This window comes from Pseudomonas sp. NPDC077649 (assembly GCF_044542855.1).
Taxonomy (GTDB): domain Bacteria; phylum Pseudomonadota; class Gammaproteobacteria; order Pseudomonadales; family Pseudomonadaceae; genus Aquipseudomonas.
In genome coordinates this window covers 1,504,795-1,528,944 of sequence record NZ_JBITVF010000001.1, presented here as the reverse complement: position 1 = coordinate 1,528,944, position 24,150 = coordinate 1,504,795, and the positions used below count along the sequence as shown (strand labels likewise).

The 24,150-nt window shown below is 67.1% G+C and carries 30 protein-coding genes; 18 read left to right on the top strand and 12 right to left on the bottom strand.

The features are described from left to right. A partial coding sequence (locus ACIGFL_RS07055) for a transposase (RefSeq protein ID WP_397496607.1) occupies positions 1-344 on the bottom strand: 344 nt, incomplete at its 3' end. A gap of 142 nt (positions 345-486) precedes the next feature. On the opposite strand from ACIGFL_RS07055, the gene ACIGFL_RS07050 reads away from it, so the two are divergent. From ACIGFL_RS07050 to ACIGFL_RS07040, 3 genes are all read left to right on the top strand, one after another. Further along, positions 487-837 carry a hypothetical protein gene (locus ACIGFL_RS07050; RefSeq protein WP_397496606.1) on the top strand — a complete coding sequence of 117 codons (351 nt, stop codon included), beginning with the start codon at positions 487-489 and terminating at the stop codon, positions 835-837. A gap of 125 nt (positions 838-962) precedes the next feature. Next, on the top strand, positions 963-1,412 hold the full coding sequence (locus ACIGFL_RS07045; protein WP_397496605.1) for a hypothetical protein: 450 nt from the start codon (positions 963-965) through the stop codon (positions 1,410-1,412). A 182-nt stretch (positions 1,413-1,594) separates the two neighbouring features. Further along, on the top strand, positions 1,595-2,146 hold the full coding sequence (locus ACIGFL_RS07040) for a YdeI/OmpD-associated family protein (protein WP_397496604.1): 552 nt from the start codon (positions 1,595-1,597) through the stop codon (positions 2,144-2,146). A 142-nt stretch (positions 2,147-2,288) separates the two neighbouring features. Here ACIGFL_RS07040 and ACIGFL_RS07035 read toward each other — a convergent pair whose 3' ends face one another. The 4 genes from ACIGFL_RS07035 to ACIGFL_RS07020 form a co-directional block, all read right to left on the bottom strand. Then, positions 2,289-3,671 (bottom strand): ATP-binding protein, encoded by a 1,383-nt coding sequence (locus ACIGFL_RS07035; RefSeq protein WP_397496603.1) that lies wholly within the window; start codon positions 3,669-3,671, stop codon positions 2,289-2,291. Beyond that, on the bottom strand, positions 3,668-4,345 hold the full coding sequence (locus ACIGFL_RS07030; protein ID WP_397496602.1) for a response regulator: 678 nt from the start codon (positions 4,343-4,345) through the stop codon (positions 3,668-3,670). Before ACIGFL_RS07030 ends, ACIGFL_RS07035 begins: the two co-directional genes overlap by 4 nt. A 63-nt stretch (positions 4,346-4,408) precedes the next feature. After that, on the bottom strand, positions 4,409-5,014 hold the full coding sequence (locus ACIGFL_RS07025; RefSeq protein ID WP_397496600.1) for a hypothetical protein: 606 nt from the start codon (positions 5,012-5,014) through the stop codon (positions 4,409-4,411). Between the two features lie 112 nt (positions 5,015-5,126). Further along, a complete protein-coding gene (locus tag ACIGFL_RS07020) occupies positions 5,127-6,299 on the bottom strand; it encodes an MFS transporter (RefSeq protein WP_397496599.1) in 1,173 nt (390 codons plus the stop codon). 204 nt (positions 6,300-6,503) lie between these two features. Here ACIGFL_RS07020 and ACIGFL_RS07015 point away from each other — a divergent pair, with 204 nt between their 5' ends. The 5 genes from ACIGFL_RS07015 (at position 6,504) to ACIGFL_RS06995 (ending at position 10,707) form a co-directional block, all read left to right on the top strand. Next, entirely contained in the window at positions 6,504-6,671 is a 168-nt protein-coding gene (locus ACIGFL_RS07015) for a periplasmic nitrate reductase, NapE protein (protein ID WP_021446424.1), read from the top strand. A 27-nt stretch (positions 6,672-6,698) separates the two neighbouring features. After that, on the top strand, positions 6,699-6,953 hold the full coding sequence (locus ACIGFL_RS07010; RefSeq protein ID WP_397496598.1) for a chaperone NapD: 255 nt from the start codon (positions 6,699-6,701) through the stop codon (positions 6,951-6,953). Positions 6,954-7,099: 146 nt separating this feature from the next. After that, positions 7,100-9,604: a nitrate reductase catalytic subunit NapA gene (napA, locus tag ACIGFL_RS07005; protein WP_397496597.1), complete on the top strand. Its 2,505-nt coding sequence runs from the start codon at positions 7,100-7,102 to the stop codon at positions 9,602-9,604. A gap of 11 nt (positions 9,605-9,615) precedes the next feature. Then, positions 9,616-10,101, top strand: a complete 486-nt coding sequence (locus ACIGFL_RS07000) for a nitrate reductase cytochrome c-type subunit (RefSeq protein ID WP_397496596.1) — start codon at positions 9,616-9,618, stop codon at positions 10,099-10,101. A 9-nt stretch (positions 10,102-10,110) separates the two neighbouring features. After that, on the top strand, positions 10,111-10,707 hold the full coding sequence (locus ACIGFL_RS06995) for a cytochrome c3 family protein (protein WP_397496595.1): 597 nt from the start codon (positions 10,111-10,113) through the stop codon (positions 10,705-10,707). Between the two features lie 322 nt (positions 10,708-11,029). On the opposite strand, the gene ACIGFL_RS06990 is transcribed toward ACIGFL_RS06995, so the two are convergent. Then, positions 11,030-11,488 (bottom strand): TlpA disulfide reductase family protein, encoded by a 459-nt coding sequence (locus tag ACIGFL_RS06990; RefSeq protein WP_397496637.1) that lies wholly within the window; start codon positions 11,486-11,488, stop codon positions 11,030-11,032. 48 nt (positions 11,489-11,536) lie between these two features. Here ACIGFL_RS06990 and ACIGFL_RS06985 point away from each other — a divergent pair, with 48 nt between their 5' ends. Then, on the top strand, positions 11,537-12,943 hold the full coding sequence (locus ACIGFL_RS06985; protein ID WP_397496594.1) for a PilZ domain-containing protein: 1,407 nt from the start codon (positions 11,537-11,539) through the stop codon (positions 12,941-12,943). Between the two features lie 273 nt (positions 12,944-13,216). Beyond that, complete coding sequence (locus ACIGFL_RS06980) at positions 13,217-13,609, top strand: hypothetical protein (RefSeq protein WP_397496593.1); 393 nt, start codon at positions 13,217-13,219, stop codon at positions 13,607-13,609. Positions 13,610-13,660: 51 nt separating this feature from the next. Here ACIGFL_RS06980 and ACIGFL_RS06975 read toward each other — a convergent pair whose 3' ends face one another. Together ACIGFL_RS06975 and ACIGFL_RS06970 are read right to left on the bottom strand one after the other, a co-directional pair. Beyond that, entirely contained in the window at positions 13,661-13,858 is a 198-nt protein-coding gene (locus ACIGFL_RS06975) for a hypothetical protein (RefSeq protein WP_021446432.1), read from the bottom strand. Between the two features lie 165 nt (positions 13,859-14,023). Further along, positions 14,024-15,238 (bottom strand): virulence factor BrkB family protein, encoded by a 1,215-nt coding sequence (locus tag ACIGFL_RS06970; RefSeq protein WP_122108617.1) that lies wholly within the window; start codon positions 15,236-15,238, stop codon positions 14,024-14,026. 74 nt (positions 15,239-15,312) lie between these two features. Here ACIGFL_RS06970 and arsC point away from each other — a divergent pair, with 74 nt between their 5' ends. The 3 genes from arsC to ACIGFL_RS06955 are packed head-to-tail and all read left to right on the top strand — an operon-like array spanning position 15,313 to position 16,668. Continuing rightward, positions 15,313-15,666, top strand: a complete 354-nt coding sequence (gene arsC, locus ACIGFL_RS06965) for an arsenate reductase (glutaredoxin) (protein WP_021446434.1) — start codon at positions 15,313-15,315, stop codon at positions 15,664-15,666. Then, a complete protein-coding gene (wrbA, locus tag ACIGFL_RS06960; RefSeq protein ID WP_021446435.1) occupies positions 15,663-16,259 on the top strand; it encodes an NAD(P)H:quinone oxidoreductase in 597 nt (198 codons plus the stop codon). The genes arsC and wrbA overlap by 4 nt, the downstream gene beginning before the upstream one ends. A gap of 1 nt (position 16,260) precedes the next feature. Beyond that, complete coding sequence (locus ACIGFL_RS06955; RefSeq protein WP_122108619.1) at positions 16,261-16,668, top strand: DUF2069 domain-containing protein; 408 nt, start codon at positions 16,261-16,263, stop codon at positions 16,666-16,668. Positions 16,669-16,746: 78 nt separating this feature from the next. Here ACIGFL_RS06955 and hda read toward each other — a convergent pair whose 3' ends face one another. The 3 genes from hda to ACIGFL_RS06940 form a co-directional block, all read right to left on the bottom strand. Next, positions 16,747-17,451 carry a DnaA regulatory inactivator Hda gene (gene hda / locus ACIGFL_RS06950; RefSeq protein WP_397496592.1) on the bottom strand — a complete coding sequence of 235 codons (705 nt, stop codon included), beginning with the start codon at positions 17,449-17,451 and terminating at the stop codon, positions 16,747-16,749. Then, positions 17,448-18,539, bottom strand: a complete 1,092-nt coding sequence (locus ACIGFL_RS06945; protein WP_021446438.1) for an AI-2E family transporter — start codon at positions 18,537-18,539, stop codon at positions 17,448-17,450. The genes hda and ACIGFL_RS06945 overlap by 4 nt, the downstream gene beginning before the upstream one ends. Before the next feature lie 82 nt (positions 18,540-18,621). Next, entirely contained in the window at positions 18,622-19,662 is a 1,041-nt protein-coding gene (locus tag ACIGFL_RS06940; RefSeq protein ID WP_397496591.1) for a DUF2066 domain-containing protein, read from the bottom strand. Positions 19,663-19,905: 243 nt separating this feature from the next. Between ACIGFL_RS06940 and purM the strand changes: the two genes are divergently transcribed. From purM to ACIGFL_RS06920, 4 genes are all read left to right on the top strand, one after another. Beyond that, complete coding sequence (purM, locus tag ACIGFL_RS06935; RefSeq protein ID WP_021441843.1) at positions 19,906-20,964, top strand: phosphoribosylformylglycinamidine cyclo-ligase; 1,059 nt, start codon at positions 19,906-19,908, stop codon at positions 20,962-20,964. Next, positions 20,964-21,608, top strand: coding sequence for a phosphoribosylglycinamide formyltransferase (gene purN / locus ACIGFL_RS06930; RefSeq protein ID WP_397496590.1), 645 nt, complete (start codon positions 20,964-20,966; stop codon positions 21,606-21,608). The genes purM and purN overlap by 1 nt, the downstream gene beginning before the upstream one ends. A gap of 8 nt (positions 21,609-21,616) precedes the next feature. After that, a complete protein-coding gene (locus ACIGFL_RS06925; protein WP_122108623.1) occupies positions 21,617-22,333 on the top strand; it encodes a DUF3108 domain-containing protein in 717 nt (238 codons plus the stop codon). Between the two features lie 219 nt (positions 22,334-22,552). Further along, positions 22,553-23,326: an SDR family oxidoreductase gene (locus ACIGFL_RS06920; RefSeq protein ID WP_397496589.1), complete on the top strand. Its 774-nt coding sequence runs from the start codon at positions 22,553-22,555 to the stop codon at positions 23,324-23,326. Positions 23,327-23,368: 42 nt separating this feature from the next. Here the strand turns inward: ACIGFL_RS06920 and ACIGFL_RS06915 are convergent, their stop codons facing one another. Then, the gene (locus tag ACIGFL_RS06915) at positions 23,369-23,671 is read right to left on the bottom strand and encodes a putative quinol monooxygenase (RefSeq protein WP_021441847.1); all 303 of its coding nucleotides are present in this window, start codon (positions 23,669-23,671) and stop codon (positions 23,369-23,371) included. Between the two features lie 61 nt (positions 23,672-23,732). Here ACIGFL_RS06915 and ACIGFL_RS06910 point away from each other — a divergent pair, with 61 nt between their 5' ends. After that, positions 23,733-24,149, top strand: coding sequence for a VOC family protein (locus tag ACIGFL_RS06910; protein ID WP_397496588.1), 417 nt, complete (start codon positions 23,733-23,735; stop codon positions 24,147-24,149). Position 24,150 lies beyond the last annotated feature (1 nt).

Here is a 24,150-nt window from a genome sequence, read left to right as displayed (position 1 = left end):
TGCTGCTCGTGGCTTTTCACCGGCACCGGATGCATATCCGTGCAGCGGGCCGCCTCCAGCATGGCATCGCAATCGTTGCGGTCGGTCTTGTTGCGCCGCCGATAGGGCCGTACATAGCGCGGATGGATCAGCAGCACGGCATGCCCCTGCGCCTGCATCGTTCGCCCCCAGTAATGCGCCGTGCCGCAAGCTTCCATCACCCACTCGACCGTCTCGCCCTGCTCCTGTATATATCGCCGGAACGCCTCTCGGTTCAGCCGCTTGCGCTGCACCACCTGGCCGGAACGGACACTCTCGGCAACTTGGTAGACGGACTTGGCCAGATCAACTGCGATTCGCCTCATAACGGCTCTCCCACTCTTCAATCACCGACGCCTTGGTATAGAACCGGGGTGTGGGGAGAGTCCATTACAGCATTCAAGTCGCTCGCTTCGCTCACTCGGGACGGGCTAAAGCCCGCCCCTTAACCAAACGTTAGGAGCAAGTATGGCATTTGCGCCAAAGGACAAAAGTTCAAGAGTTGACTCAAGGTCAAAACCAAAGTCTGCTGCCAAAATTCTTGAACAGACTCCTGCGGAGTATCAAGCAAGCGTCTACGCCAAATTGGAAAAGCAACGCCGCCAGAAAGCCACAGAAAAGAAAAAGAGAAATTTGGCGGAGTTAAGAAGCAAGCTAAAAGAGCTTAAAACAAAATTTGCAATGCTTTCACCCGGCCCAGGAAGAGAAGCACTCAAGGATGAAATTTCAAAAATCGAAGCCGCCATCAAAAAAGCTCCGCGCCCAAAGCGTCAATGGTCTCCAATCCTTTCAGGATCTTTCGAGTCCGGAAAACGATGAACGTACAATTGCTCCTAACTAATCACTCAACCTCGTCCGCTTCGCTCACTGGACTCGCAAAAGCTACGCTTTTGCTCGCCGGTTAGCTCAAACGTTAGAGCACATCAAATTTCCGAGACCGCGAAATGATCAGCAGACTACAGAAATTCATAGCCCCATTCCTAACTTCACACTTACATAAAGATCCAGTATCCATTCACGGGGCTCTGAAAGGTATGCCTTACGGCCAGGCCGCGATCGCATTCACGATCTTTATAAATGACACATCAAATAAAAGCCATATCATGACTGCATTCACATTTATATTCCCAATATTTATTGTGCTAGGCGCTGCTTTTGGCGCTATGGCACAACAAGAGAACAAAAGTGGCAACATACTTGTCGTGGCAATATTCCTATTCGCACTGCTAACGGCATTACACTCAACTGCATTGTTTGTATTTTTCTTTAGCTTTAATAAACTTGCACCTCTAACATTTTTTCTAAGCGTTCTGGCCATCTTCAATATTTTTGGTTTTGCCGCAAAATTACATAAAAGTATCTCAGCAAGCGACGACATCACAGAAAAGCTCTAACAATAGGTATATGGACTCTCCCCACAAGTAGCGAGCAAAGCTTCGCTTTTGCACCTGTCGGTAGTTAACGCGACGGGGCCAGCCGGGTCTGCTCCGTGACCAGCGTCATCGTCGCGCTAGTCTGACCACAGCAGCCGACGCGCTTGGCTGCCCCTAGGCTCAATCCCAAAGGATTTATCCCGATGCCTCAGACGGATAAAAACGCCCAGTTCCAGGCACAACTGCTGCGCCCTCGCCTGCCGGCTGGCGAGCCCTCCTGGGCATTCGTGGTGCTGCCGCGGGAGGTGAGCGAGCAGTTGCCGAGGCGCGGCAGGACCAGCGTGGACGGCCACCTCAATGGGCAGCCGTTCCGGGCCCGGCTCGAGCCGGATGGCCAGTTGAGTCATTGGCTGCGGGTGGATAGCGACCTGCTGCAGGCGGCGGGCGCGAGTGTCGGCGATCTGGTCACGCTGGAAATCGAACCCGTGGCGGAGGAGCCCGAGCCGCAGGTGCCGGCGGATCTGGCCGCGGCACTGGCCGCCACGCCCGCGGCGCGCAGCGTCTGGGACGCGACGACGACTATCGCGCGGCTGGACTGGATTCACTGGATCGAGTCGGCCAAGCAGGCCAGGACCCGCGCCAAGCGTATCGCCGATGCCTGCGCCATGCTCGGCGAGGGCAAGCAGCGGGTCTGCTGCTTCGATCAGTCGGGGTACTACAGCAAGGCCTTGCGCGCGCCCGAGGCGGCGGAGTGAGCGAACTGGTCACGCCTATACGCCCGGTCAGTCGCTGCGGGTGACGTTCGGGCCGTCGCAGCGCAGCGGCTAGCCCCTCGCGACTGGCTGCGACGGCTTCGCGGCTGAAGCCGCTCCTACAGGGCGTGCGGCGGGCGCGGGCTCAATCGTACAGGCGCACCCTGAAGCAGGCCCCGCCCAGCGGCGAATCCTCCAGGCTCAGTTCGCCGTCGTAGCTGTCGATGATGTCCTGCACCACCGCCAGGCCGATGCCCTGCCCCGGGTTTTGCGCATCCAGCCGTTCGCCGCGGCGCAGCACGCGGGCGCGCTGGTCGGCGGGCACGCCGGGACCGTCGTCTTCGATGGTCAGGCGGCAGCCGTCGGGCAGTTCCTCCAGGCTCACGCGCACGCGGTGCAGGCACAGGCGGTAGGCGTTTTCCAGCAGGTTGCCGAGCAGTTCCATCAGCGCGCCGCGCTCCATGCTGATCTGGCTGTGTTCGGCCACCTGCACGTCCACCTGCACGCGCTTGTCGCGGTAGACCTTGTCCAGCGACAGGCACAGGCCGTCGAGCAGCGGCCATACGGCCTCGCGGTGGCGCACCAGGCCGCTGCGGCGCAGGCTGGCGCGCTGCAGCTGGTAGCCGATCTGCTGGCTCATGCGTTCGATCTGCGCCTGCATCAGCTGCGCCTGGTCGCGGTTGGCCGGCTGGCCGGCGAGGGTTTCGCCGAGGCCCTGGAGCACGCTGAGCGGGGTTTTCAGGCTGTGCGCCAGGTCTTCCAGGGAGTCGCGGTAGCGTTCGCGCTGGCGCCGCTCGCTGTCCAGCAGGCGGTTGAGCGAGCCGGTCAGGCGCAGCAGTTCGCGCGGGTGCTGGTCGCTCAGGTGCTGACGGGTGCCGGCCTCGACGCCGTCCAGCTCGTCGCTCAGGCCGCGCAGGCTGCGAAAGCCCCAGGTCAGGCCGAACCAGAGCAGGCCGAGCAGCGCCAGCAGGGCGATGCCCAGCCACAGCTTGAGGCGCCAGACGAAGCCGTCGAACAGCTTCTGGTACTCGCTGGTAGGTTGCATGGTGACGATGCTGAAGGCGGCGGCGTTGCCGCGCAGCAGGTCGACCTCGATGTCGTAGAGGAAGAATTCCTCGCCGTGCTCGTCGCGCACGCGGGCGAACTCGTGGCCGCGGCCGTCGTAGCGCGGCCGGTAGCGGATCGCCTCGTCCTCGGAGGAGCGCGAGCGCCACAGCAGCCGGCCGTCGCGATCAAAGATGAAGCCGAGCAGGTGCGAGTCGAGGTTGTCGAACTCCTCGTCCGGCATCTTCTCCGGCATGCGCAACTGGCCGTCGTGGATGCGCGCGGCGGAGATCAGCGCGGCGGCGTCGGAGGCCAGGCGCTTTTCCACGGTCTGCTCCAGGGCCATGTTGAACACGCCCTGCAGCACCGGCAGCAGCACCAGCATGAACAGCACCGCCAGCACGGCGGTGCCCAGCATCAGGCGCAGGCGCAGCGAGCCCAGGCGCGCCCGCAGCCGGCGCAGGTAGGCGCGGCTGCGGCTCACTTGCAGCGCTCGTTGAACAGGTAGCCCTGGCCGCGCACGGTCTCGATCGGCTTGCCGCCGAGGGCCGCCTCCAGCTTGCGGCGCAGGCGCCCGACCAGCACTTCGATGACGTTGGGGTCGCGCTCCTCGTCGCCCGGGTAGAGCTGCTCCATCAGCCGTTCCTTGGCCACCACCTGCTGGTGATGGCGCATCAGGTATTCGAGGATGCGGTACTCGTAGGCGGTCAGCTGCAGCGGCTGCTCGTCCACCGTGGCCTGCTTGCGGTTCAGGTCGAGCACCAGGCCGCCGGCCTCGATGGTCGACTTGGTGAAGCCCGAGGAGCGCCGCAGCAGGGCGTTCAGGCGCGCCTCCAGTTCCTCGAACTGGAACGGCTTGACCACGTAGTCGTCGGCGCCGCAGGACAGCCCTTCGACCTTGTCCTGCCAGTTGCCGCGGGCGGTGAGGATCAGGATCGGGAAGTTCTTGTCCTGGCTGCGCAGCTGGCGGATCAGGTCGATGCCGCTCATGCCGGGCAGGCCGAGGTCGACCAGGGCCAGGTCGTGGTTGTAGGACTCGGCCCGGTACAGCGCCTCCTCGGCGGTGCGCACGGCGTCGACGACGTGGCCCTGCTCGCTGAGACGGGTGAACAGATGGTGGCGCAGCAGCGCTTCGTCTTCCACCACCAACAATTTCATGACGCATCCCCTATTGGCTGGCAGGCCGGGCAAGAGGCCCGGCCGCGGTTAATGGCGTGAACCTCAGAAGGCATAGTTGGCGCCGAGGTAGACCTGCGAGCTGCTGTGCAGGTCCAGCGAGCCGGCCTTGGCCGCGCCGTGCGGCGCCATTTCGGTGCTGGCGTTGCTGCGCAGGTAACGATAACCCGCTTCGATCGAGGTATTGCGGTTGAGTTCCTGCAGGATACCGGCCTGCAGGCCCGCGGCGTAGCCGATGTCGCTGTCGCGCGAGAAACCGCGGCTCTCCTGCTCCAGCTTGACCAGGCCGGCGGTGACGCCGCCGAACAGCTTGGTATTGTTGTCGCCCAGCGGGACGAACAGGTCGTAGCTGCCGAGCAGGTTCTGCTGGCGCAGCTTGTAGCCGCCGTGGCTATCGGAGACGTTTTCGTAGGTGGCGTAGTAGCGGCTGTCGGCCGTCTGCTGGCCGGCGCGCACGCCCCAGGTGCCGCTGTCGTGGATCGCCTTGTCGAGCTTGGGATCGTTGAGGTTGGCGTTCAGCGCGCTGGATTTCTGGATGTTGTTGCTGGTCTGGCCCCAGGTCAGGCCGACGAAGCTGTCGGCGGCCTGGGCGCCGACGGCGGCGCAGGAAAGCAGAGTGGCCAGGGCGATGCGGTTCAGGGTGGGTTTCATCGGGATTGCCTCGCGGATCGGTTGTTGACTGACTCGACAGGCAGTCTGCCCGAGGGCCACTGAACCCCTACTGAACCCTCCTTGAACCTCGCCTGAACGACTCACAGAGCGTCTACAACCGCCGCACCAGGGCCGCGGCGAGGAGGAACAGGGTCGCCAGCACGGCCAGCAGCGCCAGCCAGCCGGCGTGCTCCCAGACGTAGCCACCGCCGTAGCCGACCAGGCTGGAACCCAGGTAGTAGGCGCACAGGTACAGCGCCGAGGCCTGCGCCTTGGCGCCTTGGGCGTGGGCGCCGACCTGGCCGCTGGCCACCGCATGGGCGGCGAAGAAGCCCAGGGTGAACAGCGCCAGGCCGGCCACCGCGGCGCTCAGCCAGGGCGTCGCGCAGAGGGCCACGCCGAGCAGCATCAGCGCGATGCCGCCGAGCAGCACCTGACGCGCGCCGAAACGCGGCACCAGCCGGCCGGACCAGCCGGCGCTGAAGATGCCCAGCAGGTAGACGGTGAACAGCAGGCCGATCACCGTGGCCGAGAGGTTGAACGGTGCCGCGGCCAGGCGAAAGCCGACGTAGTTGAACAGGGCGACGAAGCCGCCCATGAGCAGGAAGGCCAGGGCGAACAGCAGGCGCAGCCGCGGGTTGCCCAGGTGCAGGGCGAAGTTGCCGAGCAGCCCGCGCAGCGACAGCGGCTGGGCACGGAAATGCCGCGACGGCGGCAGCAGCCAGAGAAACAGCGCCAGCGCCAGCAGACCGAGGCCGGCGATGCCGCCGAGCGCCCAGGGCCAGCCGCCGAGGTCGCTGAGCAGGCCGGCCAGCAGACGCCCGAGCAGCCCGCCCAGGGCGGTGCCGCCGATATACAGGCCCATGGCCGCAGGCAGCGCGTCCGGGTCGAATTCCTCGCCGACGTAGGCCATCGCCAGTGCCGGCAGGCCGCTCAGGGCCAGGCCAAGCAAGGCGCGCAGCCACAGCAGGTGGTTCCAGCTCTCCACCAGCGCGCAGGCGATGCCGAGCAGCGCGGCCAGGCCCAGGGCGCCGGCCATCACCGGTTTGCGCCCCCAGCTCTCGGCCAGCGCGCCGGACACCAGCAGGCACAGCGCCAGGCTCAGGGTGGTCAGCGACAGCGCCAGGCTGCTGCTGGCCGCCGACACGCGAAAATGCGCCGCCAGCAGCGGCAGCAGGGGCTGCACGCAATAGAGCAGGGCGAAGGTGGCGAAACCGGCGCAGAACAGCGCCAGGGTTGCACGCCGGTAGGCGGCGGTGCCGCGAGCGAGATGGGTAGCGGACATGGAACGGACTCAGGAAGCAGGGCGCCGGAACGGCCGGTAAAAAGCTTAGCACGCTACCTATCAACCTGGCTGCGCCGCACTGGCACAAGCGCTGCGCGCCGCGCGGGCGGGCGCAAACCATTTGCCTTGATCCAGCTCAACGGCTTTTGCCCGTACTGCTTATAGGGTCTAGCCTAAAAGCGACGCGAGAACGGAGTCGATCGCATGCGCAAACCCGCTGCCGAAGCCACCCCGAAGGGCAAGGAAACCCGCCTGTTCCTGTTCCTGGTCGTCTGCCTCTTTCCCCTACTGTCCATCGCCCTGGTCGGTGGTTACGGCTTTTTCATCTGGTTCATGCAGATGCTGCTGGGGCCGCCCGGCCCGCCCAGCTGATCCCGACTACCCCTGGAGCCACGGAACATGGCCGAAGCCCTGCACATCGCCAGCCTGCTGGTACAGGTCCGCCCCGAACTGTTCGAGGCGGTGAAGGCCAACCTGCGCCGCCTCGACGGCCTCGAACTGCACCAGGAAAGCCCGCAGGGCAAGCTGGTGGTGGTGCTGGAGGCCGAGCACGAGCGGCAGATTCTCGAACGCATCGAGCAGATCAACGCCCTGCCCGGCGTGCTCAACGCCGCCCTGGTCTATCACGAACTCCTCGCTGAAGCAGACCGTTGAAAAACGTAGGCGAGGCAGCCAGTGCAAGGCAAAAACAGGCGAGGAGGCGGAGTTTACGAGTTGTAAATGAGCAGTCCGAGCCTGTTTTTAACGCAGCAATGGCAACGCAGGTAGTTTTTCAACAGTCTGCTGGAGGGAGATACCGAATGAAGCTAACCCGCCGTCAATTCGCCAAGGCCAATGCCGCCGCCATCGCCGCGGCCGCCGCCGGCCTGCCGCTCGCCAGCACGGCGAGCAACCTGGTCACCGAGGCGGACATGACCCGCCTGGACTGGAACAAGGCGCCCTGCCGCTTCTGCGGCACCGGCTGCAGCGTGATGGTGGCGACCAAGGACAACCGCGTGGTGGCCACCCACGGCGACGTCAAGGCCGAGGTCAACCGCGGCCTGAACTGCGTCAAGGGCTACTTCCTGTCGAAGATCATGTACGGCGTCGACCGCCTGACCCAGCCGCTGCTGCGCATGCAGGACGGCGCCTACCACAAGCAGGGCGAATTCCAACCGGTGAGCTGGGAGCAGGCCTTCGACATCCTGGCGCAGAAGACCAAGCAGGCGATCGCCGAGCACGGCCCCGAAGCGGTCGGCATGTTCGGCTCCGGGCAATGGACGGTGTGGGAAGGCTACGCCGCCAACAAGCTGATGAAGGCCGGCCTGCGCAGCAACAACATCGACCCCAACGCGCGCCACTGCATGGCCTCGGCGGTGATGGGCTTCATGCGCACCTTCGGCATGGACGAGCCGATGGGCTGCTACGACGATATCGAGGCGGCCGACGCCTTCGTCCTGTGGGGCTCGAACATGGCCGAGATGCACCCGATCCTGTGGAGCCGGGTCACCGACCGCCGCCTGAGCCATCCGCATGTGCAGGTGGCGGTGCTGTCGACCTTCGAGCACCGCAGCTTCGACCTGGCCGACATCCCCATGGTGTTCAGCCCGCAGAGCGACCTGCTGATCCTCAACTACATCGCCAATCACATCATCGAGAGCGGCGCGGTGAACCAGGACTTCGTCGCCCGGCACACCAGGTTCGCCAAGGGCACCGACGATATCGGCTACGGCCTGCGCGCCGACCATCCGCTGGAGCAGCAGGCCAAGAACGCGGCCAAGGCCAACACCTGGAGCGACATGTCGTTCGAGGCCTTCGCCACCTTCGTCAAGCCCTACACCCTGGAGCGCACCGCCAAGGAGAGCGGCGTGCCGGCCGAGCGGCTCAAGGCCCTGGCCGAGCTGTACGCCGACCCCAAGCGCAAGGTCATGTCGTTCTGGACCATGGGCTTCAACCAGCACACCCGCGGGGTGTGGGCCAACAACCTGATCTACAACCTGCACCTGCTCACCGGCAAGATCAGCGAGCCGGGCAACAGCCCCTTCTCGCTCACCGGCCAGCCCTCGGCCTGCGGCACCGCGCGCGAGGTGGGCACCTTCGCCCACCGCCTGCCGGCCGACCTGCTGGTGACCAACCCCAAGCACCGCGAAACCGCCGAGAAAATCTGGAAGCTGCCGCCGGGCACCATCCAGGAGAAGGTCGGCTTCCACGCCGTCGAGCAGAGCCGCAAGCTCAAGGACGGCGTGCTCAAGGTCTACTGGACCCAGGCCAGCAACAACATGCAGGCCGGGCCGAACATCATGCAGGAGGTGCTGCCGGGCTGGCGCAACCCGCAGGCCTTTGTCGTGGTCTCCGACGTCTACCCCACCGTCTCGGCCCAGGCCGCCGACCTGATCCTGCCCAGCGCCATGTGGGTGGAGAAGGAAGGCGCCTACGGCAACGCCGAGCGCCGCACGCAGTTCTGGCACCAGCTGGTCAAGGCGCCGGGCGAGGCCAGATCCGATCTCTGGCAGCTGGTGGAATTCTCCAAGCGCCTGACCACCGACGAGGTCTGGCCCGCCGAGCTGCTGGCCAAGGCGCCGGCCTACAAAGGCAAGACCCTGTACCAGGTGCTGTTCGCCAACGGCCAGGTCGACCAGTTCCCGCGCGAGCAGATCGAGGCCGGCTACGCCAACGACGAGGCCGAGGCCTTCGGCTTCTACCTGCAGAAGGGCCTGTTCGAGGAATACGCCCAGTTCGGCCGCGGCCACGCCCACGACCTGGCGCCGTTCGACGCCTATCACGCCGAGCGCGGCCTGCGCTGGCCGGTGGTGGACGGCGCGGAAACCCGCTGGCGCTACCGCGAGGGCCTCGATCCCTATGTCGAGAAAGGCAGCGGCGTGCAGTTCTACGGTCACCCGGACAAGCGCGCGATCATATTCGCCCTGCCCTACGAGCCGCCGGCCGAGGCACCGGACAGCGACTACCCGTTCTGGCTCAGCACCGGCCGGGTGCTGGAGCACTGGCACACCGGCAGCATGACCCAGCGCGTCGAGGAACTGCACGGCGCGGTGCCCGACGCCCTGGTCTACATGCACCCGGACGACGCCAAGACCCTAGGCGCGCGGCGCGGCAGCGAGGTCAAGCTGGTGAGCCGGCGCGGCGAGATACGCGCCCGGGTGGAAACCCGCGGGCGCAACAAGCCGCCGCGCGGCCTGGTGTTCGTGCCCTTCTTCGACGCCAACAAGCTGATCAACAAGGTCACCCTGGACGCCACCGACCCGATCTCCAAGCAGACCGACTACAAGAAGTGTGCGGTGAAGATCGAACTGGTCAGCCTGGCCTGAGGAGCATCGCCATGAGCCTGCGTCATCTGCCCCTGCTACTGCTCGCCGCCTTCGGCCTGGCCGTCGCGGCCGAGCTCGACTACCCCCTCGACGCCCCGGCGCCGGACGGCCGCCGTCCCGGCGGCACCCTCAGCCAGACGCTACCGGCACCGGTGATCGCCAACGAGGAAAACAAGGACCTCAAGCGCGAGCGCAACTACCCCGAACAGCCGCCTACCATCCCCCACAGCATCCGCGGCTACCAGGTCGACGCCAACGGCAACAAGTGCCTGGCCTGCCACAGCCGCGCCAACAGCGCGCGCAGCCAGGCGCCGATGATCAGCATCACCCACTACATGGATCGCGACGGCCAGGCGCTGGCGGCGGTATCGCCGCGGCGCTACTTCTGCACCCAGTGCCATGTGCCGCAGAAGGAAGTGCAGCCGCTGGTGGGCAACAGCTTCCAGAACATCGACCGCCTGCTGCAGGGTGAAGCGGCCGGCGCGGCGCAGCCCTGAGGAGAATTCATGAAGTCATTACTGGCCCTGTTCAAGGACTACTGGGGCATCCTGCGTCGCCCGAGCGTGCACTACAGCCTGGGGTTTCTCACCCTCGGCGGCTTTATCGCCGGGATCATCTTCTGGGGCGGCTTCAACACCGCGCTGGAGGCGACCAACACCGAGCAGTTCTGCATTTCCTGTCACGAGATGCGCGACAACGTCTACGTCGAGCTGCAGGACACCATCCACTACAGCAACCGTTCCGGGGTGCGCGCCACCTGCCCGGACTGCCACGTGCCGCACCAGTGGACGGACAAGATCGCGCGCAAGATGCAGGCGTCGAAGGAGGTCTGGGGCAAGATCTTCGGCACCATCAACACCCGCGACAAGTTCCTCGCCATGCGCCGCGAACTGGCCGAGCACGAATGGGCGCGGCTCAAGGCCAACGACTCGCTGGAGTGCCGCAACTGCCACAACTTCGACTACATGGACTTCACCAAGCAGAGCCCGCGCGCCCGGCAGATGCACTCCAGCGCCCTGGCCGAAGGCTCCGCCACCTGCATCGACTGCCACAAGGGCATCGCCCACCAGCTGCCGGACATGAGCGGGGTGCCGGGCTGGTGAGCGGGCGCAATATTTCGCCGTAGGTTGGGTCGAGGCGCGCAGCGCCGAAGCCCGACGAATCAAGGAGCGTCGCGCGGAGCAATGCGTGCTCCCCGTTGGGCTTCGCTGCGCTCAGCGCCAACCTACCGACGAGCCGGCCACTGCCTGGGAGTTGCGGGGCCGCGCACACCAAGCACTGCGTTGTAGGTTGGGTTGAGGCGCGCAGCGCCGAAGCCCAACGCGTCAAGGAGCGTCGCGCGGGGCACTGCGTGCTCCCCGTTGGGCTTCGCTGCGCTCAGCGCCAACCTACGACCAGCCCCAAGTTGCTTGGGGCAACGCGTCCTTATTCGCCGCGCAAGCGCTCGAGGTGCGCCAGCAGGCCGGCGGCGGTCTGCTCGCCGACCAGGCGCTCGCGCAGCTTGCCGTCGGCGTCGACTATATAGGTCACCGGCAGCACGTCGTTGCGCGGCAGCTGGAAGCGCGGCGCCGGGTCGACGGCGAGCACGGTGAAGGCGATGCCGAAGGCCTCGGAGACGCGCTTGAGATCCTCGCCCGCAAGGCCGTCGAAGTTGACCCCGAGCACCCGCGCCGAGCGCCCCTCGAGCTGTTTGGCCAGGGCGTTGAGTTCGGGAATCTCGGTGCGGCAGGGGGCGCACCACTCGGCCCAATAATTAATGACTAGCCACTGGCCATCGACGCTGCCAGCCGGTACCTTTCGTCCATACTGGTCGAGGCCGAAGTCCTCGGCGCAGCCAGCCAGCAGCAGACCGGCGCAGATACCTATAACAGCCTTGCAGACCATCCGGAGCCGTAAGCCCATGTATTCGATCCTCGTCCACCCGGGGTTGATATGACGCTGGATGCCCTGCGCCTGGAAGTACCCGACATCCGCGAAGACGGCGCCGCCGCGCCGGCAGAAATCGCCGAACAGCTCGCCGCCGCCCGCCACCTGGAGCCCGAACACGGCCTGCAACAGGTGCTCGGCCTGCTGTTCACGCTCAACCGCAGCGGCCTGACCTTACTGGAAAGGCAACGCGCGCTGCAAAATTTCAGCGACGAATACCGCCACTATGCCGCCCTGCTGGGCCGTGGCCACACGCCGAGCGCGCTGTTCGTGCGCCTGTGCGGCGAGCTGGCGATCGGCTTCAAGCGCCTGCTGCTGCAGATCCTCCAGGGTCGCCAGCCGTCGCGCCCGCACCTGGCCTGGTGCCTGTACATGGCCCAGCACTTCCTCGCCCAGCAGCTGCTGCGCCACTTCCAGCTGTACCAGGAACCGCCGGCCGCGCTGTGGCGCGACAGCCACCTGCTGTACTGGATCGGCGAACACCAGCAGTGCCTGGACGAACCGGTCGCCGCCGCCTTCCAGCCCAGGCCGGCCAGCACCCTGCGCGGCCTGTACCAGCAGATGCTGCTGCTGGCCCAGAGCAACCCCTTCCACCTGGCCGAAGGCGAGTGCGCCACCCTGTTCGCCGCCCTCGCCCCCCTGGCCGGCCTGGCACGCTTGCTGCCCTGGGACGAGGAGGACGAGGCCGAGGGCCCGATAGTCGATCTCAGCGAGTCGCAGGCCTGCCTGGCGTTCGAGCAGCGCATCGAGGGCGACAAGGCCTACCTGCGCCGCTTCGAGCTGGGCGCCCTGCTGATCGCCCTGCACGAGCCGGCACCGCTGCAGAGCCAGGCCGAGCGCCAGTTGCTCGAGCAAGTGCGCCAGCACTGGCTGGGGCGCCAGCAACGCCGCCACGAACGCGCCGAACTCGACGGCCAGTGCAGCCTGGTGATCGGCCTGCCGGCCATCCACGCCCAGTTGCTGGACAAGCTACCGCAGCGCACCGAAGCCCATATCCTCGACGCCAGCCCCGGCGGCGCGCGCCTGCTGTGCAATGCCAATGAGGGCGGTCAGCTGCAGGTCGGCCAACTGGTGCTGCTGCTCACCAACGGCACCCCGACCCTGGCCCTGGTGCGCTGGCGCCACCTCAACAGCGAGGGTCTGCACCTGGGCCTGCGCTATCTAAAGGGCCTGCCGCGCCCGGTCTGGCTACGCCGCGCGCCCAATGCCCAGACCCACCCCGGCGTGCTGCAGAGCACCCCGGCGCCGGGCAACGGCTGGCACCACGGGGTGTGGCTGCCCAACGGCCAGTTCGCCGCCGGCGAGCACCTCTGGCTGCAGCTGGCCAGCGTGCACAACCAGGCGATCCTGCCGCTGCCGGCAAGCAACCTGGAGACGCCCTCAGTCAGCCGTCATCCCTTGAAACTGGCCTGAAAACCAACGCAAAGCCTGCTGCGTTAAAACAGGCTCGGACTGCTTACTCGTAAAGTCGAGCGCGACTCCGAGCGGTTCTCGCCTGTTCTTGCGGGGCCGCCATCGGTATTGCATGCCTCTGGCTCGCGAGCCTCTGAGCAGGTTCCGATACGCGAAACTGCGAGGCCAGTCACGCCGCCTGTCTGCAGAGTGCACAGTTTCGGCCGTGGCGGCCTGCTTATAATTCCTGGCACTGGTGTTTCATTTAATTCGCTATCAGCCTGGAATCCCGTCATGTCCCAAGCACAAGACAAGCTGATCGGCTCCGTGCCCTCGCGCATCGTCGACGTCGCCCGCCTGCAGGTCACGCCCTACGAGGGCCGGGTGGCCGAATACAATGTCGCGGCCTGGCTGCAACTGCCGGGCCTGGCCAACCTGCCGGTGTCGCTGCTGGTCAGCTACCGCGACGGCGACAAGCGCCGCGAGGTCAACGTCGACCACGGCAAGGTCAGCGCCCAGGGCAAGATCCTGCTGTCGGGCATCGCCCGCATGCCGGTCAAGCAGAAGATCGAGGACATGCAGGTACGCCTGCGCTCGGCGGTGCCGGCACAGAGCCTGGTGGTCGAGGAGTTCTTCGTCCAGGCCGTGGAACTGGCCAGCAGCGAGAGCCGCCAGGCCATGGCCTGAGCGCCTGGCGAATGGCTGCCGAACCCCGCGCTCAGTCGCGGGGTTTTCGTTTCAACCGGAGGAAACCCCGGGGCTGGCCGGTAACGGCGGCGACGCCTCGGCCGGTGGCTGCGCATCCTGCTCGGCATGCGCCAGCAGCGACTCCGGCCAGCGCGCGAAGTGCAGCCCGGTGATGCGGTTGAGCCGCGTCAGCGCCCCCTGCGGGTCACGCCGATGCAGATGGATTACCTTGTCTTTGCGACCAGTCATTACTGCCAATACCCTTAGCGACCCCTGCCCTGCTGGCAGTTCGATAGCAACTGATACTGCCGTAGCCAGAAGCGTGCCAGCCCATCCGTAGCCCCATCGCCTGGCGTCCAGGCCATCGCCATGACAGCGCTGCGGAAGACGGACGCCGCAAACTGACGTTTTTTGTCACCCCGGCCCTGCCAGCCAGTCCGCCAGGCTGGCGCCGAACAGCTCGGCGCGCTCGGCCTGCAAGCGCTCCAGCGCCTGACGCAACGCCGGGAACCAGGGCTCGTCGAGCTGCGCCGGCAACTGCGCCAGGCGCGGCAGCGGCCAGGGGCTGCGCTCCAGCAGCTGCTGCAGGCTGAAGCGATGCAGGTCGCGGCACAGCACCCAACCGCCGCTGGCGCGACAGGCCAGTTGCTCGCGCTCGAGAAAATCCAGCACCTCGCCCCATTCGTCTTCCGGCAAGCTCCAGCCGGCGCGTTGCATGTCCGCATGGCGCAGCGCCTCGCCGCGTTGCTGGCGCTGCAGCAACAGGCGCAGCACGCCCAGCAGCACCAGCGTGCGCGGCAACGGCTGACGCCGCCAGTGGCGCGGCTGCGACAGCCCGTAGACCAGCTCGGCACCGAGCAGCACGATCAACCAGGACAGGTAGATCCACAGCAGAAACAGCGGCACCGTGGCGAAGGCGCCGTAGATCAGCTGGTAGCCGGGGAACAGGCTGACATAGAGGCCGAACAGCGACTTGGCCAGCTCGAACAGCAGCGCGCTGAACAATCCGCCGAGCAGGGCATGGCGCAGCGGCACGCGGGTGTTGGGCACCGCCGCATAGAGCAGGGTGAAGGCCGCCACGCTGGACAGCAGCGGCATGAAGCCGAGCAGTGTCTTGGCGCCGAGCAGCGCATCCGGCCCGGAGATCAGCGACAGCGAGGTGATGTAGGTGCTGACGGCGAACCCGGCGCCGAGCAGCAGCGGGCCCAGGCTGAGAATCGCCCAGTACAGCAGGAAGCTGGACATGCCGCGGCGCGGCTGGCGCACCCGCCAGATGTGGTTGAAGGTCTTCTCGATGGTCACCAGCATGAGGAAGGCGGTCACCGCCAGCAGCCCCACGCCGAGCCAGGTCAACTGCCGCGCCTGCACGGTGAACTCGCGCAGGTACTGCTGCACCGTCTCGCCGGTGGAGGGCACGAAGTTGCGGAAGATAAAGCCCTGAATATCCTCGCCGACGTTCTGAAAGGCCGGAACGGCGGAGAGCATGGCGAAGGTCACGGTCATCATCGGCACCACCGCGAACAGCGTGGTGTAGGTCAACGCCGCGGCGCTGCCGGCACCGCGATTCTGGACGAAACGCCGAGACAGGGTCAGCCAGAACTCCAGCCAATCCTTCACGCGATGGTGCATGCCCTCTCCTTAGCTAACCACAGCCAACCGACCCGGTTAGAATAGCCGCCACTTCAAGCCGGATGCGACCCACCATGACCGACCTGACCCTCTATCACAACCCGCGCTGCTCGAAATCCCGCGGTGCCCTGGAGCTGCTCGAAGCCCGCGGCCTGCAGCCGACCGTGGTGCGCTACCTGGAAACCCCGCCCAGTGCCGAGCAGCTCAAGAGCCTGCTGGGCAAGCTGGGCATCTCCGCGCGCGAGCTGCTGCGCAGCGGCGAGGACGAATACAAGACCCTGGGTCTGGCCGATGCCAGCCTCAGCGAGGCACAGCTGATCGAGGCCATGGTGCGCCATCCGAAACTGATCGAGCGGCCGATCCTGGTGGCCGGCGACAAGGCGGTGATCGGCCGTCCGCCGGAGAAGGTGCTGGAGCTGCTGGCATGAGCGCGCCCTATATCCTGGTGCTCTACTACAGCCGCCACGGCGCTACCGCGCAGATGGCCCGGCAGATCGCCCGCGGCGTCGAGCTGGCCGGCCTGGAGGCACGCCTGCGCACGGTGCCGGCGGTGTCCAGCGAATGCGAGGCGGTGGCCCCGGCCATTCCCGACGAGGGCGCGCCCTATGCGACCCTGGACGACCTGAGGCACTGCGCCGGCCTGGCCCTGGGCAGCCCGACCCGTTTCGGCAACATGGCCGCCCCGCTGAAGTACTTCCTCGACGGCACCAGCAGCCTGTGGCTGACCGGCGAACTGGTGGGCAAGCCCGCCGGCGTATTCACCTCCACCGCCAGCCTGCACGGCGGCCAGGAAACCACCCTGCTGTCGATGCTGCTGCCGCTGCTGCACCACGGCATGCTGGTCTGCGGCCTGCCCTACAGCGAGTCGGCGCTGCTCGATACCCGCGGCGGCGGCACCCCCTACGGCCCCAGCCACCACGCCGGCGGCGACGGCAAGCGGCCGCTGGACGAACACGAGATCGCCCTGTGCCGCGCACTCGGCCAACGCCTGGCGCAAACCGCCGGCAAACTGGAGAACTGATGTGGCCCGCGCGAAGAAACCGCTGCCCAGCCTCGACTGGCTGCAACCCCGGCTGAAGCTCAGCCGCGCCCTCAGCCTGCTGAGCTTTTTCGCCCTGCTGGCGCTGCTGCTGGTGTGGAACCTGGCCTTCGCCGACCTGCACGGCGCCCGCATCGGCGTGGTCCTGGCGATCCAGCTGCTGCCGCTGGCGCTGCTCGCCCCCGGCCTGCTGCTGGGCAACGCCCGCACCCACGCCTGGGCCTGCTTCGTGGTCAATCTCTACTTCATCCAGGGCGTGCTGGCCGCCATCGACCCGGCCCGCGCAGTGTTCGGCGCCCTGGAAGCGGTGATCAGCCTCGGCCTGTTCTGCAGCGCCCTGCTCTACACCCGCTGGCGCTTCCAGTACGACCGCAAGCTGGCCGGGGAATAGGCGCAACTCGAGGCGTAGCCCGGATGCAATCCGGGAATGACGGGGCCCTGGCCGCGGAATGCATCCGGGCCAGGGCGTCTACCAGCCCAGGGTTTCCTTGAGGAAGGGAATGGTCAGCTTGCGCTGGGCCTGCAGCGAGGCCTGGTCGAGGCGTTCGAGCAGCTCGAACAGCGCGCTCATGCTGCGCTCACCGCGGGTGAGGATGAAGCGCCCGACCTCGTCGCTCAGCTGCAGGCCACGGCGCGAGGCGCGCAGTTGCAGGGCGCGCAGCTTGTCCTCGTCGGCCAGCTCGTGCAGCTGGAATACCAGCGCCAGGGTCAGCCGCGACTTCAGGTCCGGCAGTAGCACCGGCAGCTCGCGCGGCGACACGGTGCCGGCCAGCAGCAGGCGCCTGCCGCTGTCGCGCAGGCGGTTGAACAGGTGGAACAGGCCCTCCTCCCAGTCGCTGCGCCCGGCCACCGCGTCGAGATCGTCGAGGCAGACCAGCTCGCACAGTTCCAGGTTGTCGAGCAGCTCGGGCCCGTGCTGCACCACCTCGCCCAGCGGCAGGTAGACCACCGCCTCGCCGCGCTGCTCGAAGCGCAGGCAGGCGGCCTGCAGCAGATGGCTGCGGCCGACGCCCTCGGCGCCCCAGAGGTAGATCAGGCTTTCCGTCCAGCCGGCGTCGGCCTCGCACAGCCGCTCGACATAGCCCAGCGCCGCGGCATTGGCGCCGGGGTAGTAGTTGGCAAAGGTGGCGTCGTCGCGCAGGCGTACGCCGAGGGGAAGCTGGATTGGTTTCATGCCGGGCTCGGCGGTTCGTCGGAACCGCTGTTGGACTCTCCGTAAAGGCCGGAAAGTTTATACAAATCATGGGCATGGCGCAGCAGAACCATGATCACCGCCGCCACCGGCAGGGCCAGCAGCACGCCGGTGAAGCCGAACAGCTGGCCGCCGGCGAGGATGGCGAAGATCACCGCCACCGGATGCAGGCCGATGCGGTCGCCCACCAGCAGCGGGGTCAGCAGCATGCCTTCGAGCAACTGGCCGACCATGAACACGGCGGCGATGCCCAGCAACGGATAGGGCTCCAGGCCGAACTGGAACAGTGCCGCGGTGACCGCCGCACCGATGCCGACGATAAAGCCCATATAGGGCACGATGCTGGCCAGACCGGCCAGCACGCCGATCAGCAGGCCCAGTTCCAGACCCACCAGCATCAGCCCGGCGGCGTAGATGACGCTCAGCGCCAGCATCACCAGCAACTGACCGCGCAGGAAGGCGCCGAGCACCTCGTGGCACTCGCCCACCAGCCTGACCACCAGCGCCTCGCGCTGGCGCGGCAGCAGGCGGCGCAGGCGCTCGACCAGCAGGTCCCAGTCGCGCATCAGGTAGAAGCTCACCACCGGAATCAGCAGCAGGTTGCCCAGCCAGGCCAGCAGCGCCAGGCCCGAGGACGTGGCCTGGGCCAGCACCGTCTTGAGCACGTCGGTGGTCTTGCCCAGGTGCTCGGAGAAGGCCGCCTTGAGCTGGTCGAACTGCCAGAAGTCGTCGTTCAGGCCGAAATGTGCCTGCGTCCAGGGCAAGGCGGTGCCCTGCAGCCAGTCGAGTATTTCCGGCGCCAGCTGGTACAGCCGCGCCAGCTGGCGGCCGAGCATGGGCACCAGCACCAGCAGCAGCACCAGCAGCGCCAGGCCGAACAGGGCGAACACCACCGTCACCCCGGCGGTGCGCGACAGGCGCTGCCGTTCGAGACGGTCGACCAGCGGATCGCCCAGGTAGGCCAGCAGGATGCCGATCAGAAAGGGCGAGAGAATCGGTTGCAGCAGGTACAGCAGCCAAGCGAGCAGGAACAGCCCAGCCATCCATAGCCAGCGGGTGGAATCGGTCATGCTCGCGTCCTCGATGCGAAACGGCGCCCGACCGGCGCCGCGGATGGGGCCCTGGCGCGGCACATGGCCAGGGCGCTGCAGTTTACCAGCGGAAACGCAGTTGGTTGCTGCGCGGCAGCACCTGCGGCGCCGCTTCCGTGCCGGCGTCGGCGCTGTCGACCGGTGCAGCGGCGCCCTGCGGCTCGGCGACCTCCTGCAACTGGCCCAGGGCCAGTTGCGCACGCAGTTGTTCCGGGCTGGCGTTGACCTGGTAGGTCAGGCGCTGCCCGTCGATCGCCTGCAGGCGCGCGGCGAACGGCTCGAGCAGGCGCTCCAGGGCGGCGAAACGGCTCAGGTCGGCGCCTTCGATCACCAGGGTCAGGCTCTCGGCCGCGCCCGGCTTGACCAGAAAACGCGGGGCCAGGCGCTGGCTGACCGCCAGCAGCACGGCATCGGCCAGCGCTGCCGGATCGGCGGCCTCGGCCTTGCCCTGCTCGCGCTCGTCGCCCAGCCACAGGCGCCAGGTCGCCTGCCAGGTGCCGCCGCTCTCGCTCGCCTGCACCGCCAGCAGGGCGTCGGCGGCGTAGCGTTCGGAGGCCTCGCGCAGCGCCTGCGGATCGTTGGCCGCCAGGGCCTCCGGCGTGGCCAGCAGCTGCTCGCTGAGATCCGCCAGCGGCAGGCGCAGCGGCAGGCCGCGGTGCTGGGCGGCGTCGCGCAGCATCGTCGCGGGGCCCTGGCTCTCGCCGATCAACTGGCTGCCCTCGGCCGACTCGGCGAGCCACCAGGTGAGAATCGCCGGGCGATTGGCCCCCCACAGGGCCAGCCCGGCCTGGCGCAGCTGGCGCTCGGTGCTGGCCGGGTCGAACTCCACCAGCAGCACATCGCCCTCGTAGCCGTACTGGCTGACGATCTGTTGCGGATCCTGGCGCAGGCCCTCCAGCTTGGCGCTCTGCAGCGCCTCGGCATCGCCGGTCAGGCGCTGCACCAGGGTCTGCAGGGCACGCTGCATGGCCGCGTCGCGGGTCTCCGGCTGCTGGTCGGCCACCGCCTCGCGCACCTGATACAGGCCGGCGACCGGCGCGGCCAGGGCCGGCAGGCACAGCAGCGACAGACAGAACAGGATCGGGCGGACGGACAGGCGCATGGCGGGCTCTCGCAGACGGGTGATGGCACGGAGTCCGTGCGCAAAGGCGTATACCTTAAACAGCCGCTCCAGCCCCGGCAACCTGAGCGCTTGCCCGCGACGAAGCGCATGCACGCGAGTGGCCGCTACCGGGCAAGCCTGATAAAATCGCGCGCCTTCGCCAGCCGGTGCATGCGCCGGGCCCCTGCACGGGCCCCGCCACATCGGCGCCTACACGAACTCCCCATCCAAAGGCCCGGATCTATGAGCAAGCAACCCTCCATCAGCTACAAGGACGCAGGCGTCGACATCGATGCCGGCGAGGCCCTGGTCGAACGCATCAAAGGCGTGGCCAAGCGCACCGCGCGTCCGGAAGTCATGGGGGGCCTGGGTGGCTTCGGCGCCCTGTGCGAGATCCCGGCCGGCTACAAGCAGCCGGTGCTGGTGTCCGGCACCGACGGCGTCGGCACCAAGCTGCGCCTGGCGCTGAACCTGAACAAGCACGACAGCATCGGCCAGGACCTGGTCGCCATGTGCGTCAACGACCTGGTGGTGTGCGGCGCCGAGCCGCTGTTCTTCCTCGACTACTACGCCACCGGCAAGCTCAACGTCGACGTGGCCGCCACCGTGGTCACCGGCATCGGCGCCGGCTGCGAGCTGGCCGGCTGCTCCCTGGTCGGTGGTGAAACCGCCGAGATGCCGGGCATGTACGAAGGCGAAGACTACGACCTGGCCGGCTTCTGCGTCGGCGTGGTGGAGAAGAGCGAGATCATCGACGGCTCCAAGGTGGTCGCCGGCGACGCGCTGATCGCCCTGCCCTCCTCCGGCCCGCACTCCAACGGCTACTCGCTGATCCGCAAGATCATCGAAGTCTCCGGTGCCGACATCGAACAGGTGCAACTGGACGGCAAGGCCCTGGCCGACCTGCTGATGGCGCCGACGCGCATCTACGTCAAGCCGCTGCTCAAGCTGATCAAGGACACCGGCGCGGTCAAGGCCATGGCCCACATCACCGGCGGCGGCCTGCTCGACAACATCCCGCGCGTACTGCCGCAAGGCGCCCAGGCCGTGGTCGACGTGGCCAGCTGGCAGCGCCCGGCGGTGTTCGACTGGCTGCAGCAGCAAGGCAATGTCGACGAGCACGAGATGCACCGCGTGCTCAACTGCGGCGTCGGCATGGTCATCTGCGTCGCCCAGGACCAGGTCGAGACCGCCCTGGCCAGCCTGCGCGCCAGCGGCGAAGCGCCCTGGGTGATCGGCCAGATCGCCGTGGCGGGCGAAGGCGCGGCCCAGGTTCAGCTGAACAACCTGAAAGCCCACTGATGCCCTGCAACGTCGTCGTCCTGATCTCCGGATCGGGCAGCAACCTGCAGGCGCTGATCGACAGCAGCGCCGATGACGGCAACCCGGCACGCATCGCCGCGGTGATCTCCAACCGCGCCGATGCCTACGGCCTGCGGCGCGCGCAGGCCGCCGGGATCGCCACCGCGGTGCTCGATCACAAGCAGTTCGACGGCCGCGAGGCGTTCGACGCGGCGCTGATCCAGGCCATCGACGCCCACCAGCCCGAGCTGGTGGTGCTGGCCGGTTTCATGCGCATCCTCACCCCGGGCTTCGTCCAGCACTACGCCGGCCGCCTGCTGAATATCCATCCCTCGCTGCTACCCAAACACAAGGGCCTGCACACCCATCAGCGGGCGCTGGAGGCCGGCGACACCGAGCACGGCTGCAGCGTGCACTTCGTCACCGAGGAACTCGATGGCGGCCCTCTGGTCGTACAAGCTGTGCTGCCGGTTGCCGCAGACGACAGCGCCGACAGCCTGGCCCAACGCGTGCACCGCCAGGAGCACCAGATCTATCCGCTGGCCGTGCGCTGGTTCGCCGAGGGCCGCTTGCGTCTTGGCGCCCAAGGCGCAATGCTGGATGGCCAGCCGCTGCCCGCCAGCGGCCACCTGATTCGAACCTAGGAGACTCTATGCGTCGTGCCCTGCTGTTCGCCCTGACCCTGCTCAGCCTGCCCGCCCTCGCCAGCGAGCTGCAACCCTTCTCCGCCAGCTACACCGCGGACTGGAAGCAGCTTCCGGTCAGCGGCAGCGCCGAGCGCAGCCTCAAGCGCGAGGACGACGGCCGCTGGACCCTCAATTTCGAGGCCTCGATGCTGGTCGCCAGCCTCACCGAGCAAAGCACCTTCCGCGTCGACAACCAGGCCCTGCTGCCGCTGACCTACCGCTTCAACCGCAGCGGCCTGGGCAAGGGCAAGACCGTCGAGCAGGACTTCGACTGGGAACAGAAGCAGGTGCTCGGCAACGACCGCGGCGACGCGGTACGCTTCCCGCTCAACCGCGGTCTGCAGGACAAGTCGACCTACCAACTCGCCCTGCAGCAGGACGTCGCCGCCGGCAAGCAGAGCATGAGTTACCAGGTGGTGGACGGCGACGAGATCGAGACCTACGACTTCCGCGTGCTCGGCGAGGAAGTGGTGCGCACCAAGGCCGGACTGATCGACGCGATCAAGGTCGAGCGGGTGCGCGACCCCACCCAGAGCGCGCGCAAGACCGTGCTGTGGTTCGCCAAGGACTGGGGCCACCTGCTGGTGCGCCTGCACCAGGTGGAGAAGGACGGCAAGGAATACCAGATCATGCTCAAGGAAGGCACGGTCGACGGCAAGCCGGTCGAAGGCCGCCGCGACTGACTTCGAGCGAAACACGAGAGCCGGGCGCCTGCCCGGCTTTTTTCTGTCCGCACGACGGGCGCGTCGGAGCGCATCGGGGACAGGCTTTTAGCGCGCCTCGATCCGCACGCACGACGCCGCCTGCGCATAGGGCAGCATTTCGCCCGGCAATGATGCCTGCGTTCTGCCACGCGCGGCCCTAGGCTGGAGGCCCGATCAGCCAACTCCGAGGCCTCCTCCATGCATCGCTATTTCTCCCTTGCCGGGCGTACCGCCCTGGTCACCGGCGGCACCCGCGGCATCGGCCTGATGATCGCCAAGGCCTTCGTCGAGGCCGGCGCCCAGGTCTATATCTGCGCCCGCGACGGCGAGGCCTGCGCGCAGACTGCCGCCGAGCTGTCGGCGTTCGGCCACTGCCAGGGCCTCGCCGCCAACCTGGCCAGCGAGGAAGGCGTGCAGGCGCTGGCCCGCGAGCTGGGCGAACGCATCGAGCGCCTGGACATCCTGGTCAACAACGCCGGCACCACCTGGGGCGCACCGCTGGAAAGCTACCCGGCCAAGGGCTGGGAAAAGGTCATGCAGCTCAACGTCACCTCGGTGTTCGGCTGCATCCAGCAGTTGCTGCCGCTGCTGCGCAAGGCCGGCTCGACCGACTGCCCGGCGCGGGTGATCAATATCGGCTCGGTGGCCGGCATCAGCGCCATGGGCGAGCAGGCCTATGCCTACGGCCCGAGCAAGGCGGCGCTGCACCAGCTGTCGCGGATGCTGGCCAAGGAGCTGGTGGGCGATCACATCAACGTCAACGTGATCGCCCCCGGCCGCTTCCCGAGCAAGATGACCCGCTTTATCGCCGAGGACGAGGCGGCGCTGGCCGCCGATACCGCGGTCATTCCCATGCAACGCTGGGGCCGCGAGGACGAGATGGCGGCGCTGGCCCTGAGTCTGGCCGGCAGCGCCGGGGCCTATATGACCGGCGCCATCATCCCCATCGACGGCGGTTTTCATCTGGGTTGAGCCCGCCGGGGTCGGCGCGCGGCGCACCCGGCCGCCGCGCCGTCAGCGTGACGGATTGAGCGCCAGCAGGTCGGCCTCGATGGCGTCCTGGCGTTCGATCAGCGGTTCGACCAGCGGCCGGCTGGCGAGAAAATGCGGCGTGCGCATATGCGCCTCGAAGGCCGCCTCGTCGACGTAGACCTCGTACAGCCAGACCAGATCCGGGTCGCTGCGGTCGCGCAGCACATCGAAGGTCAGGCAGCCGGGCTCGTCGCGCACCGAGGCGGCGGCGTTGACGCGCATGGCGTCCATGAAGGCAGCGAAGCTACCCGGCTTGAGCTGGGTCTTGAGCAGCAGGCAGTACACAGCGAACTCCTTTATGTCTTATATTGAAAGACAAATTGTATACATATTGGAGTGCCCGCACATGCTCGAACGTCCTTCCCGCCTCAATGGCCTGCGCCACCTGGCGCTCCTGGTGCCCAATCTGGAGGAATGCGAGCGCTTCTACGTCGAGGTGCTGGGCATGCAGGTACTGCACCGTGCCAACCAGGACCTGGTCTACCTGACCTGCGGCAACGACAACCTATCGCTCGGCCGCGCCTACGCCGAAAGCCATGGCGTGCCGCTGGTCGATCATTACGGTTTCATCGTCGACAGCGTCGAGGAGCTGGACGCCTGGTACCAGTACCTCAGGGCCCGCGGCGTGACCCTGCTGGATCGCCCCTTCGACCATGGCGACGGGGCGCGCAGCTTCCATCTGCTCGATCCGGCCGGCAACAAGGTGCAGCCGCTGTACCACCCGGCGCTGTCCGGGCAGCGTTTCAGCCAGCCGCAAGGCTAGG